This window comes from Methanooceanicella nereidis (assembly GCF_021023085.1).
GTDB classification, from domain to species: Archaea; Halobacteriota; Methanocellia; order Methanocellales; family Methanocellaceae; genus Methanooceanicella; species Methanooceanicella nereidis.
Genome location: NZ_PGCK01000003.1, coordinates 102297 through 118458 on the forward strand (window position 1 = coordinate 102297; position 16162 = coordinate 118458).

17 protein-coding genes are annotated in these 16162 nt (G+C 49.1%); 9 read left to right on the forward strand and 8 right to left on the reverse strand.

The features are described 5' to 3' along the window. The 7 genes from CUJ83_RS04680 to nifH are packed head-to-tail and all read right to left on the reverse strand — an operon-like array spanning position 1 to position 7423. Entirely contained in the window at positions 1 to 1398 is a 1398-nt protein-coding gene (locus tag CUJ83_RS04680) for a nitrogenase component 1 (RefSeq protein ID WP_230741122.1), read from the reverse strand. After that, on the reverse strand, positions 1395 to 2786 hold the full coding sequence (nifE, locus tag CUJ83_RS04685; protein ID WP_230741123.1) for a nitrogenase iron-molybdenum cofactor biosynthesis protein NifE: 1392 nt from the start codon (positions 2784 to 2786) through the stop codon (positions 1395 to 1397). The genes CUJ83_RS04680 and nifE overlap by 4 nt, the downstream gene beginning before the upstream one ends. 30 nt (positions 2787 to 2816) lie before the next feature. Then, positions 2817 to 4184, reverse strand: a complete 1368-nt coding sequence (locus CUJ83_RS04690; protein WP_230741124.1) for a nitrogenase component 1 — start codon at positions 4182 to 4184, stop codon at positions 2817 to 2819. Between the two features lie 5 nt (positions 4185 to 4189). Next, complete coding sequence (gene nifD / locus CUJ83_RS04695; RefSeq protein WP_230741125.1) at positions 4190 to 5797, reverse strand: nitrogenase molybdenum-iron protein alpha chain; 1608 nt, start codon at positions 5795 to 5797, stop codon at positions 4190 to 4192. A 17-nt stretch (positions 5798 to 5814) separates the two neighbouring features. Continuing rightward, complete coding sequence (locus CUJ83_RS04700) at positions 5815 to 6234, reverse strand: P-II family nitrogen regulator (RefSeq protein ID WP_369423880.1); 420 nt, start codon at positions 6232 to 6234, stop codon at positions 5815 to 5817. 13 nt (positions 6235 to 6247) lie between these two features. After that, positions 6248 to 6574: a P-II family nitrogen regulator gene (locus CUJ83_RS04705; RefSeq protein WP_230741127.1), complete on the reverse strand. Its 327-nt coding sequence runs from the start codon at positions 6572 to 6574 to the stop codon at positions 6248 to 6250. Positions 6575 to 6598: 24 nt separating this feature from the next. After that, positions 6599 to 7423, reverse strand: coding sequence for a nitrogenase iron protein (nifH, locus tag CUJ83_RS04710; protein ID WP_230741128.1), 825 nt, complete (start codon positions 7421 to 7423; stop codon positions 6599 to 6601). A 514-nt stretch (positions 7424 to 7937) separates the two neighbouring features. Between nifH and CUJ83_RS04715 the strand changes: the two genes are divergently transcribed. Together CUJ83_RS04715 and CUJ83_RS04720 are read left to right on the forward strand one after the other, a co-directional pair. Then, complete coding sequence (locus tag CUJ83_RS04715) at positions 7938 to 8414, forward strand: TspO/MBR family protein (RefSeq protein ID WP_230741129.1); 477 nt, start codon at positions 7938 to 7940, stop codon at positions 8412 to 8414. Between the two features lie 33 nt (positions 8415 to 8447). Next, positions 8448 to 9176, forward strand: a complete 729-nt coding sequence (locus CUJ83_RS04720) for a dolichol kinase (RefSeq protein WP_230741130.1) — start codon at positions 8448 to 8450, stop codon at positions 9174 to 9176. An 8-nt stretch (positions 9177 to 9184) separates the two neighbouring features. Here the strand turns inward: CUJ83_RS04720 and CUJ83_RS04725 are convergent, their stop codons facing one another. Beyond that, entirely contained in the window at positions 9185 to 9706 is a 522-nt protein-coding gene (locus CUJ83_RS04725; RefSeq protein WP_439651957.1) for a CDP-2,3-bis-(O-geranylgeranyl)-sn-glycerol synthase, read from the reverse strand. A 293-nt stretch (positions 9707 to 9999) separates the two neighbouring features. Here CUJ83_RS04725 and CUJ83_RS04730 point away from each other — a divergent pair, with 293 nt between their 5' ends. The 7 genes from CUJ83_RS04730 (at position 10000) to ala (ending at position 16093) form a co-directional block, all read left to right on the forward strand. After that, positions 10000 to 10674 (forward strand): hypothetical protein, encoded by a 675-nt coding sequence (locus CUJ83_RS04730; RefSeq protein WP_230741132.1) that lies wholly within the window; start codon positions 10000 to 10002, stop codon positions 10672 to 10674. Between the two features lie 44 nt (positions 10675 to 10718). Next, positions 10719 to 11276, forward strand: coding sequence for a CDP-alcohol phosphatidyltransferase family protein (locus tag CUJ83_RS04735; RefSeq protein ID WP_230741133.1), 558 nt, complete (start codon positions 10719 to 10721; stop codon positions 11274 to 11276). 86 nt (positions 11277 to 11362) lie between these two features. Continuing rightward, positions 11363 to 12313 carry a S1C family serine protease gene (locus CUJ83_RS04740; RefSeq protein WP_230741134.1) on the forward strand — a complete coding sequence of 317 codons (951 nt, stop codon included), beginning with the start codon at positions 11363 to 11365 and terminating at the stop codon, positions 12311 to 12313. 337 nt (positions 12314 to 12650) lie between these two features. Beyond that, entirely contained in the window at positions 12651 to 13229 is a 579-nt protein-coding gene (rbr, locus tag CUJ83_RS04745; RefSeq protein WP_230741135.1) for a rubrerythrin, read from the forward strand. 14 nt (positions 13230 to 13243) lie between these two features. Further along, positions 13244 to 13618, forward strand: coding sequence for a desulfoferrodoxin (locus tag CUJ83_RS04750; protein WP_369423881.1), 375 nt, complete (start codon positions 13244 to 13246; stop codon positions 13616 to 13618). Between the two features lie 784 nt (positions 13619 to 14402). After that, a complete protein-coding gene (gene speD, locus CUJ83_RS04755; protein WP_230741137.1) occupies positions 14403 to 14846 on the forward strand; it encodes an S-adenosylmethionine decarboxylase in 444 nt (147 codons plus the stop codon). Between the two features lie 269 nt (positions 14847 to 15115). After that, positions 15116 to 16093, forward strand: coding sequence for an alanine dehydrogenase (gene ala / locus CUJ83_RS04760; protein WP_230741138.1), 978 nt, complete (start codon positions 15116 to 15118; stop codon positions 16091 to 16093). The last annotated feature ends 69 nt before the right edge of the window (positions 16094 to 16162 follow it).

A 16162-nucleotide genomic window follows, 5' to 3' on the forward strand; every position in this document is an offset into this window, starting at 1 on the left:
TCATTCATCTCCTTCTATCGCTGCCTCTTGCATTCTCGATCCTTTAGTCAGTTCATCCTTCTTCTTCTGCCGATACGACGCATACTTTCTTTCCAGCAGCGTGTTTGTGAAACGGTCCAGGAAAGCAAGGGTGCCGGCATATCCTGCCGAGAGTATCCTCTGCCCGCCCATCCTGTCATGTATGGGGAACCCGACACGCACGACAGGGATGCAAAGATGTTCTGTCAGGAATTTACCGCCTGAGTGTCCTATGGCCACGTTTGCCCCTGTACTAACTGCAGCTTCATATATTGCCGTAAAATCCGCATCTTCGAGGAATATGGGCTGCTCCTCTGCTTCGGCAAGCAGCATTTTTACCCGCGCCATAAGCCGGCCGTTCCTGGTCCCGGTGGCGATGACCGCAGGCATGGCGCCATTTTCCGCACATAACGCAGCGAACGCATAGACCAGCTCGGGCTCTCCATATATGACCGGATGGCCTTCTGCGTTATATTTGTGGGAATCTGCCATCGCGTCGAGAAGCCATCCTCTTTCCAGGGCCAGATAGTCGGGCATCAGACGCCCGCTGATCCTCGACAGGGCCTCTATGAAACGATCCGTGTTCTCAAGGCCGAAGGGCAGCGGAAGGTCTATCAGCGGCACGCCGTATTCCTGCTGCAGGTACAGCCCCGGCGACAGGTCATCAGGGCATGTCAGGCCGAACTGTATCGTGGCCCGGGCTCCTGCCATGCGGGAAATATCCCGGGTCCGGGTACCGCCGAGAGGTATCTTAAGGTATTCGCCGCCGAACGGCCTGTCCAGTGTCATGGAATAGTCCGGTATAAGCGTATACTCCAGCCCGGTCATGTCCAGGATGCGTTTTATTTCCCGGATGTCGGCAGGGCTTATGTGCGGAATTATCACGTTGATGCCCGAATGCTTTGCTACAGGCCTTGCATAATGCCTGATGATCTCCTTTGTGGCCGCCCAGAATCCTTCCGTATGGCTCCCGCTGTAACTGGGGGTTGCCACCGGGATGATATCCACGCCCCTGATGTCATGATCCTTGATGTACGACTGGATCATCCGCTCCATGTCCTCGCCGATGGTCTCCGCAAGACAGGTCGTAACCACCCCCAGGACTTTAGGCTGATAAACCCTGAGAACGTTGTCCAGCGCTTTCCGCAGGTTTGCTTCGCCGCCGTAGATGGTCTGTTTCTCGTTCAGGGCGGAAGACGCGATGTCTATCGGCTCGTTATAGTGCTCGACGTTCGACAGGCGAATGTACGTGCTGCAGCCCTGCGATCCATGTACCAGCACCATGGCCTCCTCTATTCCTTTGAATGCGACCACACCGCCAAGCGGCATACATGTCTGGCACTGGTTCTCGCTGACCATCTTCGCTCGCATATCGCTCATAGCCGCACATCCCTTACGCTGGTGTTTTTCAGGTGTTTCCATACAGGTGAGCAGGCCGTGGTATGGACTTCCCGGGCGAATTTCACGGCACCCTCGAATCCAGCCAGGCAATCTTTACGGTCATGGTTATGGTCCACAAAGCCGACGCCCAGCTTATAGGCAAGGAAGCGCTCTTTGACTCCCCCGGCCATGAAGTCGACATCTTTTTCCCGCAGGAACCTTTCCAGCTCGGCGGGATTGGCATCGTCGATGATTACCGTACCTTCGCTCAGCATGCCGCTCAGGTTTTCATATTCCTCCTTTTTGCCCGTCTGCGTCCCGGTGAGGACGATCTCCACGTCCAGCTCCTTTAGCTGGCGGATGATGGCAGCGGCCTTGAAAGCCCCGCCTACGTAGATGGCCGCCCGCTTGCCTGCAAGCTTTTTCCTGTACTTTTCGATGACAGGCCGGACATGGCTCGATTCTCTCTCGATGAGCGCTTCTGTACGGCGTTTGATATCTTCGTCCCCGTAAAAGTCCGCGATCTTCCTCAGGCTTTCCGTCGTGTTTTCCGCGCCGAAAAAGTTCACGTCCATATACGGTGTGCCGAACGTCTGCTCCAGTTTCATCGCCACATAGTGCATGGAGCCTGTGCACTGCACCAGGTTCAGGCATGCTCCAGGCGCCTGTTTCAAAGCGGCCACGGTGGAATCCCCTGTGAATGCCACGTTGATCTCTATGCCGATCTCCTTCAGGTATCTCTCGACGACCCATTTCTCTCCGCCGAGGTTATACTCCCCCAGGAAGTTCAGCTTGCGGGTAGGTTCGATGTGTACCCCGTCTTTAGGGGTGATCAGCTTCAGCAGCGCATCAGCGGCAGCCCTGTACCCGACGATCTTGTTCCCCGACTTAAATCCGCTCGACTCGACCGGTATGACATCGATATTATGCCTCAGCGATGCCTCTTTGCAGACGGAGATGATATCGTCGCCGATGACGCCGACGACGCACGTAGAATACACGAATACTGCCGGAGGAGCGTACTTAGCGACTATTTCATCAATACAGGCAGCCAGTTTCTGCTCTCCCCCGAATATGATGTCCCTTTCCTTCATATCGGTAGAAAAACTGTTGCGGTACATTTCCGATCCGCTTGAAAGGCTTCCCCGGATGTCCCACGTGAACGCGGCACAGCCTATGGGCCCATGGACCAGGTGGACGGCATCCGTTACCGGGTTTAAGACCACTCTTGCCCCACAGTACACGCAAGCCCTTTGGCTGACCGCTCCCGCCAGGCTGTCGCTGCTGCAGCTGATATTGCCTTTGCTTTTACCCTTTGTCAGGATGGAATCCTTTCTGTCCTCGATGTATGCTTCGGCACCGGCCGGCTGTGAACAGTACGTATCCATTTTTTCATCTCCCTCATCGTTAAGGACCGATCATAAGATCAGTTCGTAGTCTTCATCCGTGCAGTCCCTGTCACGCCTCTCAAGGAGAGCGTTACTGATCATCTCTATCAGGCGCAGGCATCCCCTGTAGCCGACGATGGGCATCAGGTAGTGGACCGCCCTGTCGAATATCGGGAACCCGACCCTGACCAGAGGCACATCCTCAGCCCGCGCAATATACTTGCAGTGGGTGGTACCAATCAGGAGGTCTACAGGGTTCTCCATTATCCATTTGTGAAGTTCAAAGAGGTCTCCTTCAGCCCTGACGACGCAGTCCTTGATGCCGGACTGTTCAAGCATATGCCTGATCTCGGTCTCGAACCGCGAGCCGGGGGTACCTGTCATGACATAAGCAGGTATCATTCCCATTGTCAGAAGGAACTCGGTCAGCGGGACCACGATGTCCGGATCGCCTGCCACTGCGACTTTCTTCCCCTGGTAGTGGAAGTGCGTATCGATCAGTGTATCGACGACCTGTCCGCGCTCAATGGTCATGGACCGGGGGACTTTCATGCCAAACCCGTCTTTCAGGGCCATGATGAGGTCATCGGTAGCCTTAAGGCCGACGGGTATCTTCAGGGGAACGCAGGGCACACTGCATTTTTCCTGCAGCAGCGCACCGGCTGCTTCGGAAGACCATGCCCCGAGGGCCAGGGTAAGCTTCGAGTTACCGGAATCGCGGATCTCTGCCACTGTGGCTCCGCCCTCCGGGTACATCTCATACTTGTCCGTCAGCGGTGAATCGACCACGTCGGAGGTATCCGGGAACATGGTCAGGTCTATGCCTAGCTCCCTGACAATGCGCTTGATCTCACGCATGTCGCCGGGGTTGACAAAGCCGGGCAGGATATTTACACGTTCCTTTTTTGCCGTGCCGTCAGACTCGGCAAGATAGGAGACCATCGCTTTGCACATGTTCGAGAACCCGGTGATATGGGACCCCTGGTAGCTGGGAGTGTTGGCATGGATTACGACCTTGCCTTCCGGGACCTCCGACTGTTTGATGATCGTCGGAATATCGTCGCCTATCGTCTCGCTCAGGCAGGTCGTGTGTACCGCCATTATTTCCGGGTTATAGATCTTGAACACGTTCTTTATTGAAGTCTTAAGGTTCGCAGCGCCGCCGAAGACCGATGCGCCCTCGGTGAAGGAGCTGGATGAGGCGAGTATCTGGTCCCTGAAATGCCTGGTAAGGCCCATCCGGTGGTAAGCGCAGCAACCCTGCGAACCGTGGCTGTGGGGCAGGCATCCGTGTATGCCCAGCGCGGCATACATGGCCCCGATCGGCTGACATGTTTTTGCAGGGTTGATCTTTCCTGCAGTGTGTTCCACTTTTCTTGTGGGGATACATTCAAGCATTTTTATCACTCCTTGCTCTTTCCGTCTTCCCACGGGGCTGTGACCAGTTTCCATGCGGGGGTGGTCACAGCGTTCGCGACCTCACGTGCGAATGTCATAGCCCCGTTAAAGCCGGCATATGGGCCGGTATAATCATACGAATGCAGCTGTCTGGACGGGACACCGAGCTTGTGGGCGATGTACTTATCCCTGACACCCGTGAGGATCAGGTCCGGCTTTAGCTTCCTGACCAGCTCCTCGAACTCGTAATGGTTAATATCGTCGATTATGACCTCCCCGTCTTTCATGTCCGGGTTCATTCCCTCATAGTGGCCAAGCGGGACGTTTTTCTTGATCTCCTCGAATTTCTCTTTCGTCAGGTTCAGGTAAACATGCGCATCCTGGTAGAGCTCTTCATCGGGCTTCAGATGAAGCTCCGGGATGTTCCTGGAATCGGCGTCGCTCTTGATTGTGGGAATGACCTGTCGGCCTTCATAGTCATCACGATGAGCGAACTCATAACCGGCGACGATCATTTCCATACCAAGGTCGCGGAGCAGGTGCTGGTAGTGGTGACTTCGCGACCCTCCGACGAACCCGAAGGCGGTCTTGCCATTCAGGATCTTACGGTAGTGCTCTATCACCGGTTCGACGATGGCCAGTTCCCTGGCGATGACCTCCTCCGTCCTCCCGATAAGTGCCTCGTCATTGAAACACCGGGCGAGCTCACGAAGGGTCTTGCAGGTCGCGTCGACCCCGATGAAGTTTACCTTCAGCCACGGCATGCCGTATTTTGTCTCCATCATCTCGGCGATATAGTTGATCGACCTGTGGCACTGCACCAGGTTCAGGTCGGCCAGGTGCAGGTTCCTTATGTCAACGTAGCTGCTATCCCCGGTCATTATACCGTTCACCGTGTACCCTATGTCTTTGAGGATACGCTCGATCTCCCACCCATCGCCACCGATGTTATACTCCCCGAGGATGTTGATGACATAGTCCCCCGGTTTTCTCTGAGTGCCTTTGCCGATGACATGCTCCATGATATTGTTGTTAGCTATGTGGTGGCCTGCCGACTGGCTCACGCCTTTATATCCTTCGCAGTTGAAAGCCAGGACCTGAATGCCATGGCGTTCCTGCGCCGCTCTGGCTACGGCGCCGATGTCGTCACCGATGAGGCCTACCGGGCAGGTAGCGGAGATCGTTATAGCCCTGGGATGGAACATCTCGACCACTTCGTCTATCATCCTGGACAGCTTTTTCTCGCCGCCGAACACTATGTCCGGCTCCTGCATATCCGTGGTAAAGCAGAGCGTGGAATAGATGTTCTCCTTTGGCGTGGTGTCGTCCGCCCTCGCCTTATTGCGTCTCGTTCCCCAGGAGTAGTATGCGCAGCCGACAGGGCCGTGGACTATGTGTACCATGTCCTTTATCGGCCCCACCACTACACCTTTGCATCCGGCGAAACAGCAGCCACGCTGCGATATGATGCCGGGTATGGTCCTGGTGTTCGCCTCGATCTGCTGGCAGGCTTCCGCCGAATTTTTAATGAGCAGATGCTTTTTCCTGTTCTTCTTGACCGTATCAGGGTAGGTAGCCAGCAAATCCTCCATTCCTTTTTCCGTGATCGCCATTTTTCATACCTCCTTGTTCACCATATCGCCGCTTCGCCCGATTCGCCTGTGCGCACACGCACTGCGTCGATCACGGGCATGATGAATATCTTACCGTCGCCTACTTTACAATCCGTCCTGTTAGCCTGCATGATGGCCTCCACGATCCTGGGAACATCCTCGTCATGCGCAAGGATCGTGAACAGGCGCCTCGGGAACATGCGAGTTCCGTCCAGGAAGTCGGTGACCAGCTTTTCCGTCGCACCGGATTCGGTGACATCGTCGAAGTTCATCGACATAAGCTGCGACTTGCGTTTTGCGATGACCTCGGGATCCTTGACCAGCTTTCCTCTTCCATGGACCTTGACTGCCGTGAACCCCGCGACACCCGCCTCCACCAACGCCTTTTTAGTTGCGCCCGTCCTGTTCATTCGTACGATCGCCATGATCTCCTTCATCATAACACTCCTTTTACAGGCCTTTCGCGCCGCTTGAAATGGTGTAGGCCTCTTCAACAGGGCTGATAAAGACCTTACCATCGCCGAATGCTCCCTTTTCGCCCGTCCTGGCGGTCTGAAGGATCACGTCGACCACTTTATCTTTATCCTCGTCCGGGATCGCCATCATAATGAGGGTCTTGGGTATCTCATCATAGACCATACTGCCTATCTTGATCCCTTTTTGCTTGCCGCGGCCCACGACATCCACTACGGTCGCGGCATGGAATCCCGCTTTTGTCAGCTCAGCAAGCACAGCGTCTTTCTTTTCAGGCCTGATTATTGATCTGATCAGCAACATTGTCATCACTCCTCTCTTATCCGTTCACATCGCGTCCAGGAATCCATGCTGCATCATCAGCTCTTCAAGGCGTTCCTGTTTCATTGGTCTGGGTATGACGAACATCTTGTTCTCGTCGATGGCCCTGGCCAGTTTCCTGTATTCGTTAGCCTGATCTGCGTTGGGCTCGAAATCGATGACCGTCTTCTTGTTGATCTCCGCACGCTGCACAACGTTGTCACGCGGGACGAAATGAATGAGCTGGGAACCGATCTCCTCCGCGAATGCCTTGAGCAGTGCGTACTCGTTGTCGACTTTACGGCTGTTGCATATGATGCCGCCCAGCCTTACTCCGCCGGTATTTGCGTACTTCTGGATGCCCTTGGAGATGTTGTTCGCCGCATACAGCGCCATCAGCTCTCCCGATGCGACAATATAGATCTCCTGCGCCTTTCCTTCCCTGATCGGCATAGCGAACCCGCCGCAAACGACGTCGCCGAGCACATCGTAGAACACGTAGTCCAGGTCGCTGGTGTACGCTCCGAGCGATTCAAGGAGGTTGATGGACGTGATGATCCCCCTGCCTGCGCAGCCTACGCCCGGTTCCGGACCGCCCGATTCGACACAGCGGGTCTCTCCGAACCCTGGCTTAAGGATGGCATCGAGCTCGATATCATCGCCTTCGTCACGTAAGGTGTCCAGTACGGTCTTTTGGCAAAGCCCGTGGAGCAGGAGCCTCGTAGAGTCGGCTTTTGGGTCGCATCCGACGACCATTACCTTCTTACCTGCTTCAGCCAGTGCCGCCACCGTATTCTGGGTCGTGGTCGATTTACCGATACCGCCTTTTCCGTATATTGCTACTTGCCTCATGTCATGTTCTCCTGATATTCGTTTTCTTACCTACCGATGCCAGTATGGCGCCAGGGTCATGCGTCCATATCGACTTCCCTGCGCCGCATTTTTCGTAGATCTTTGTTTGCCGCATTTCTCCTCCGAGAATGTAACGGATACATTCTTCCTACTTTAAGTATTTAAATATTTCTATCATAAAGTATCACAATAGCTTACCATCCGGGTATAATTTTGGAATAAAAATTCAATTTTATTATGACCTGATACCATTGACGTATATGTTTTTATGAACTCTTATGCTATACATTCATAATTTTTAATCAGAACTCACAAATTATTGTATTAACAAAAAATCATAAAGATCGATATTAAATTAAAAAAGATTTACATAAGGCTTATTGTTTACAATTATATCCTTTCATAAAATTATGGCAATAAAATTATAAAATTAATTATTACACACTTTTACGATTTAAATTCAATAATTTTTACAAAAATCATTATTATATTACATGGAGAAAGTAATAATGCTATGATAAGTGATCGCTTAAAACTCGTTATTTCTCTGGGCATATGCTTACTTGCAGGAATTATCGGAGGCGCTATCACTGCGCCGAACATAATGACCTGGTATGGTACTCTCATAAAACCGTCATTTTCGCCTCCGAACTGGCTATTCGGCCCTGTCTGGACTATACTGTACATCCTGATGGGGGTAGCATTATTCCTTATATGGAAAAAGATCAATGAAGCTCCTGAAGCTAAGACTGCCATCGCCTTTTTCGGCATCCAGCTCGTGTTGAATTTCTTCTGGTCACTGTTCTTTTTCGGGCTTCACTCCATATCTCTCGCGTTTTTGGATATAGTCCTATTGCTTATCTTTATCATTCTAACGACGATGAAATTCTACCGGATAGATAAGACGGCAGCATATCTGATGGTACCATATCTTCTATGGGTATCGTTCGCGACCATATTGAACCTGTCTTTACTGTTGCTAAACCCATAATTTTTTAAATATTCTATATTAACAATATGTACAATGGACCCCGGGGAAAATAATTCAGTTACTGGTAAACATTATTTTAACATAGACATGGACTTCTTAGTCTATGAAGCCATGAGAAAACTTCTTCACGTAGCATGGTCATTTATCCCGTTGCTGTATTATTTTTGCCTTACAAAGAACGATGTTTTGATCTTACTGGCCCTGATACTGCTGGTATGGGTATCCCTGGAGATCCTGAGGCGTAAAGATATCAATGTCATCCCGGTGAGATACCTGAGGGAACATGAAAAGAACGGGCTCCCCATAGGCGCTTTCTTTCAGCTCATGTCATTTTTCCTTGTCGTTATGCTATTCGATAAAGAGATCGCCATCCTTGCCATGATGTTCAACTGCATAGGCGATTCGGCCACTGCGATGGCCGGCGCAGCGATGTATTCCTACATAGGTAAAGAAAAGACCGATATACGTGTCTTTGACGTGAGGTCGTTTAAATTAAGCCTGAAAAGGGTCGGAGAGGACTTTAGGTTTGCTGCCCGTAATTATAAGTCGCCTGTATTGATGGCGATCATGTTCGCGACATGTGCCATGATCTCTACGGGCTTATACCCGGATATGTCTGCCTTAGTACTAATAGCAGGATCTGCCGGCGCTGCGATCGCCGACGGTATACCATGGAGATTCTTCGGAGTCACCATAGATGACGACCTGACTATCACGATAATGTCAGCAGCGTTTATGTCCGCCGCTTATATGGTCGCATGAATGCCGGGTTACCAGGGAACCTTCTTTTTCCCTATCCTGAAGCCTATGATATTGCTTAACAGGTGCAGCGGGGGAGTTACCAGGATCGCCATGATTATGACCCATATGGTAAAATTACTGGCGAACCATGCAGGGTCGAAAATATATGTCAATAGCCAGGCACCTGCGACAAAATCAAGCTGATCAGCGCCAGGGAGCATCTCTCCTCTGTCAAAACCTATACGCCTTTTTATGAAACTCTTCGTCATATCGCCTAACAGGGCACCTACCGGCATAGTGATGATGGCGATATAGGATGCCGTTATCAGCGCGTCTCCCGCAGCGTTCGTAAAGTGCGGGGCGATGTACGGGAGCGCCATTATCTGGGCCGCGCCCATTATAGCGCCGCACAGCGAGCCGTTTATGAAACCTTTATAGGTCTTACCGTCTCCAAGGATCCTCTTTTTATCAAAAAAGTTTTTTCCGAGGTCTATAGGTGTGCCGCTGCCAAGTAGCGTGGCGCAGACATTGGCTGTGTACGCAGGCACCATTAACCATAAAGCTATGAGCAATATTTCTATCATGTTTCGCCGCCATCCCCGTATATGACGATAATGACAATAAATGTCACCTGATATAAAACTAATCGTTTATAAATATGATTATGATATGGAAAAAAATTTGGTCCGGATAAAATTTACGTCTGAAAAACCGGCCATCAATATAATAATTGCATTATTCCATCCATACATTACCTGATTTCACCATAAATTTATTTATGAATTAATACCACTCTAATAGATTAAACATTCATCAAATTATCATTTGATAAGGGGGTAAATTTTTGAAAGATATGAAAAAGATACTGATGCTTGCTCTGATCCTATCAGTCGTCGTGGCTTTCAGCGGATGTATATGCTGCTGCGGATTGGACGGCATGCTGAGCAAGTTCAAGAAGTCCGTAACAGAGATATCATTCCCTTCCGAGATAACTATCGGCGGCAAGACTTACAAAAAGGTCTATACTAACGAATATATCGGCTCGTCAGCAGTGAAGTCCCAGGTCAAGAGATTACTGCCGAAACTGGGCTACTCGGGATCCGAGTTCCTGGACCCGGTAGACTCTTTCGTCGACATGACCGGGATCACAGAATATAAGTCTTTCAAATATGCCGGTTCAGGCCCTACTCAGGTAGTAGCGGGTTTTGTCGGCAAGGTTAGCAGCCCGCTTACCGCGACTGCCAATTACGAGAGCGTCAAACAGATAGTGAATTCCGGCCTCTCGATGGCGAACGACCCGGGCCAGAATCCCGGAGGTGTGCAGGACATCTCGTATGAGGGCGGATTAGGTGTCGGCGATGGCGGCGATAAATATAAGGCCAAACTGTTCGGGCAGGACTGCTATGTCGTCGTAACAAAATATAGCAACATGTTCGTCTCGACCTATTCGCTGGAATCGTTCGAAGCGGCAAAATCTGCCGTCGAGATGGCTATAGCGCAGATCGACAAGGCAGCTTAAATATGGTCCGGCCATATGGCCGGCATTTTTTCCCTGGTATTTTAATGGTGACCATACCAAACATCATCACGGGATTCAGAGGCCTGCTTATCCTGCTGATAGGCGTATGTTTCTTTTCATATTCGCCTGAGAACGACTATCTCCGGCTCGTGGCCGCCGGCCTGGTGGTACTGGCCATCATATCTGACATACTGGATGGAAAAATCGCGCGTAAATTAAACCAGGAAAGCTACATAGGCGGCATAATGGACGCCGCCGTGGACATGACAGGCTTTGTTCTCGGGTTTTTGTTACTGTACTTTATCGATACCGGCATGAGATTCCCTGCATGGATGGTGTTCGTGGTCGTGGGCAGGGAGATCGTCGTCTACGGATTCTTTTTATATATAATAATTTTAAAGGGCAGGCTGGACAAGCGCCCGCATGCTCTCGGAAGAATTAACAGCTTTCTGCTGGCAGTATCAATAATCTGCCTGCTGCTCCAGTTCGAATACTCTATGATGATCTGGGCTGCTGCGGCGATCCTTACCGTATTATCAGGTATAGAGAATATTCACGGGGGATACAAATTTTTACATTCCTCGAGAGATACTGCAGCCTGATCTTTATTTTTATCATACGGATAAAATTTATTTGTGATGCTGTCGCTACTTAATTAATTAAACAGAAATCCTATGGAGGCCTTATCATGATACCAGTCGATGAGACACTTTTAGTCCGTATAATCGAGGAAGCGAGCCCTTCTGTCGTTAACATCAACACCGTCGTTCTTATACGGGACGCTTACATGAACGTTTACCCTCAGCAGGGCATGGGTTCCGGCATAATCATAAACTCTAAAGGCTATATTTTGACCAATAACCACATCGTCGAAAATACCCAGAGCATGATAGTAAGCATGATGGACGGGACGAAACTCGAAGGCAAACTCGTAGGTACGGACCCCATGACCGACATAGCAGTCGTAAAAGTCGATAACGGCAAGAAAAAGCTGCCGGTAGCTAAGATCGGCGACTCGGACGAGCTAAGGATGGGACAGCTTGCGATCGCCATCGGGAACCCGTTCGGCTTTATGCTCAGGGGGCCGACGGTCACAGTGGGCGTCATCAGTGCCCTGAACAGGACTATACAGGGTGAAAGGGGAGTGTATGAAAACATCCTCCAGACCGACGCGCACATCAATCCCGGCAACAGCGGAGGCCCTCTGCTGAACAGTAAGGGCGAAGTGATCGGGATGAACTCAGCTAACCTGCCGTTCGGACAGGGTATCGGGTTCTCCATACCTATCAAAGCGGCGATGCAGATAGCAAAAGAGCTCATCGAGCATGGTAAGGTAATAAGGCCATGGCTGGGCATACTGGGAATAGGGCTTACTAAAGAGATCGCCGACTATTATCATCTGCCCGTGTCAGAAGGCGTACTTGTCACCAGGGCTTTCGAGAATAGCCCGGCAGGCCAGAGGGGCATCACGTCCGGGGATATAATCCTGAGCGTGGATGGCATCACGGTGAAAGATATGAGTGAACTTGCAGGATATGTGCGCAAGAAAAAGATAGGGGATAAGATAAAACTGACCATAAAACGGGGAAGCCTGCAGGGTGATGTGGATATAATCCTTGCCGAAACGCCTCAAATGTAGGTATAGAAGGCTCTCAGGGCCGACAGGCTATACAATCTTTACATACGGGCATGTAAAGATCTATCTATTTTTTAAAGGCAGTGACCCATTTACCGTTATGGTATTGTCGGGATTTTACCGGGACTCTATATTCACAGGGGCATCATATTAGATCGATGGGATAAAATCAGGCAATATTGTGCCTTCGTTGCAATGGGCTTTTTAGTTGTATCTTTTTGGGTATTGATCCTATATTATTTTCATAAAAACCATAATATTCCTATAATAATTCCAGATTTATGCTTACCGAAATAATATTATGCTTATAGGTCGACCTATAAGCTACTGGTGACCAACCATGAACAAGACTCTTGAGAACGTTACAAAGGCATTCGTAGGCGAAAGCCAGGCGAGGAACAGGTATACTTTCTATGCCAGCACGGCAAGAAAAGAGGGATACGAGCAGATCTCCGAAGTATTCACGATCACCGCCGATAACGAGAATGAGCATGCGGAATGGTTTTTCAAATTCCTGAAACAGCTTAACGGAGGAGAAAAGATCGACCCTATGATAGTTGAGGCAGTAGCCCCGACGACGTGGGGCACCACGATAGATAATCTGAAAGCGGCGATAGCTGGCGAAAACGAGGAGCACACGAAGCTATATCCGGAATTTGCCAGTATAGCGGAGCAGGAAGGGTTCAAGGACATCGCTAACCGGATAAGGTCCATAGCGATCGCTGAAACTCATCATGAGGAAAGATTCGCTAAAGTGCTAAAGGAACTGGAAGCAGGTACGTTTTTCAAGAAGAGCGAGCCTGTATGGTGGTTCTGCAGAAAATGCGGGTATAAGCACTATGACACCGAGCCTCCTGCAAAGTGCCCTTCATGCGATCATGAAAGGTCTTACTATCAGAAGATGTGCGAGCAATTCTGAGCAAGGTGATGAAGATAACTGAATTGAACCAGGTCTATAAATGTAATGTATGCGGCAATCTGGTAGAGGTCATGCACACAGGCGCCGGCCAGCTCGTTTGCTGCGGGCAGCCGATGCAGCTGATGAAGGAGAACGCTGTGGATGCCAGTAAAGAGAAGCATGTACCAGTGGCAGAAAGGGCCTCACCTACACTGAAAGTGAAAGTGGGGTCGATCCCCCACCCGATGGAAGAAAAGCATTACATAGAGTGGATAGAGGTCATAGCCGGCGAAAAAGTATACCGCAGGCAATTAAGGCCCGGGGACAGGCCGGAAGCAGAATTCGAGGTCCCTGAAGGCAATGCTCAGGTCAGGGCTTATTGCAATCTTCACGGGCTCTGGAAAGCATAGATCATTTATTTTATTATCTATTTTTATATTTTTTCAAAACACTATTCATAGCTCTGATGTTTTCCTTTTATCAAAATAACGGCATATATTTGCGACTCGCCGCATTCGGGGTAATTTTTTTAATATAATGTTAATTTTATACTTAAAATGACTATTTTTCTCATTTATACACATAATATATCATTATAGACTAAAATGCCCTAAATAGTCAAAATATAGCCTGTTTTCATGAGCCGCCACAAAAAATAAATCAAATTTTTCATTAATACACTAATTTTAACCCTATCCGGTAAAATAACGGTGAAATTAAGCATCATTTTTTAAATATCGAAGTATATGGCCTCGATCTATCATCAGGGATAGATTTATGATTATTTGCCCTGTAATAATTTATTCTATAGGTTATAGTGGCGTAAAATGATAAATACATGTTAATTTCTTGAAATATCGAAAATCATAATGTTATAACCTGTATAATGTCATTAATGGCTTTATTTTTGTCCTAAAAGAAAATATTTCAGGTTATTAAGTCCCATTGTCATAATTAATGATTTTTGAGGGTTTTAAAGATACGAACTACCTCTATGACGGCATAACTAAATAAAATGAGGTTATTTTGGTGATTAATTTCAAAATCGTTCATTTTTGGCTATGATATGGCATTAATGGATTTAGATTATCATAAATTTTCGGACTTTTTTACTATATAATGTTTATTATTAAAAGATAATCAGGGGACGGCACCCAAAAGTTTAAATATACAGCATGAATATGCATGCCGCACATGAAGACTAATTACTCACCAACCGGAGAATCATGGGGACTCTTAGTGAGCCTCGACTTATTTGGATGCGACCCGAACGTCATAAACAGCGGAAAAGAACTCGAGAAATATGTAGTTGAGCTTTGCGACGTTATCAACATGAAGCGCTACGGCCCGTGCCACTGTGAACTTTTCGGAGAGGCAGGCACCCCGCTCGCAGGCTACTCGGTATTTCAGTTCATAGAGACCAGCTGTATCAGCGGGCACTTCTCAGCCTCTGACAACTCAGCATACGTCGATGTATTCAGCTGCTCCGAATTCGACCCTGTGGTCGTCGAGGAGTTCACAACGAAGTTCTTCAAGTCCGAGAGCTGCATAAAGACCGTTACCCCGAGAATGTATGACCCCAGAGTAAGACCGGGCAACTGCTGCTCTTGTGGCTCAAAGGTAAAGCAGGACGCATAAACGGATCGAGTAATTCAAATAAGCTTCATCCGGGATGAAGGCCCTTGCAGCCCATCGGGCATGCGGCTATGCATTAAACGGCAAGCTGCAAGGAGTAAAACCTCTTTTAGGTAATCTTAGCCATAGTTAACGGCTATATGGCAAAATTTATTATATGATCAAGGCATCGCCAATCCGTATCACAGTCCCGTTCACGGGATAATTTTATTTTGTATCGTGTATATAATTTAACGTATACGCATTTTGCGCTTCATGCTGGAGAGTTATCTATGGCACGGCTATTATCCATGGAAGATGTTAAGCGGACCATTACGATGGACGATGTTTTACCTGCGGTCGAAGAGGTCTTTAAGGAATACGCGCTGGGAAAGACGTACATGCCCAGCAAGATATACCTGGATATACCCGGATATGGCGATTTCAGGGCGATGCCGTCTTACGTGCCTTCCATAAATACGGCAGGGCTAAAATGGGTCAACGTGCATCCGGAAAACCCCCGGAAAGGTATACCGACAGTAATGGGTACCATAATGCTGAGCAAGCCGGAGACCGGGGAGATCTTATCTATTATGGACGGGACCTATGTCACGGACATGAGGACCGGCGCTGCAGGCGGTGTTGCCGCAAAATATCTCGCGAGAAAAGACACGTCAGTCATCGGCCTCGTCGGCAGCGGAGAGCAGGCTTGGACGCAGATGCTGGCCTATAAATGCGTTTTTGGCGACAGGATAAAGCTCGTAAAGGTATACAGCAGGACATTATCTCATGCGGAAAAATTCGCAAAAAGAGTGCAGGATAAAATGGGATATAATGCAAAAGCATTTGAAAAATGCGAAGATGCCGTGGATGCCGACCTTGTGGCTACCGTGACCCCTGCCCGTTCGCCGGTAGTTATGTCGGGATGGATCAAGCCCGGCACTCACATCAATGCCATTGGAGCTGACGCACCTGGAAAGCAGGAGCTTGAGACTGAGCTGACTCTCAGGTCCAGGATATTTGTGGATTCCTATGACCAGACATCGCACAGCGGCGAGATAAACATACCATGGGGCCAGGGCCTTTTGAATGAAAAGATGCTCGCAGGAAGTATCGGCGAGGTCATAGCCGGGATAAAGCCGGGAAGGACCGATGATGAAGAGATAACTATCTTTGATTCAACGGGGCTGGCTATACAGGATATGGCCACGGCGCATATCGTATATGAAAAATCTATGAAAGGTAATATGGGAACGGAATTTAATTTTTGAATCTTTAAATGCTAAAGTCTGTAAAAAATATTATTTTTTTATATGGAAAACTTTATTTTGGGAACTGGA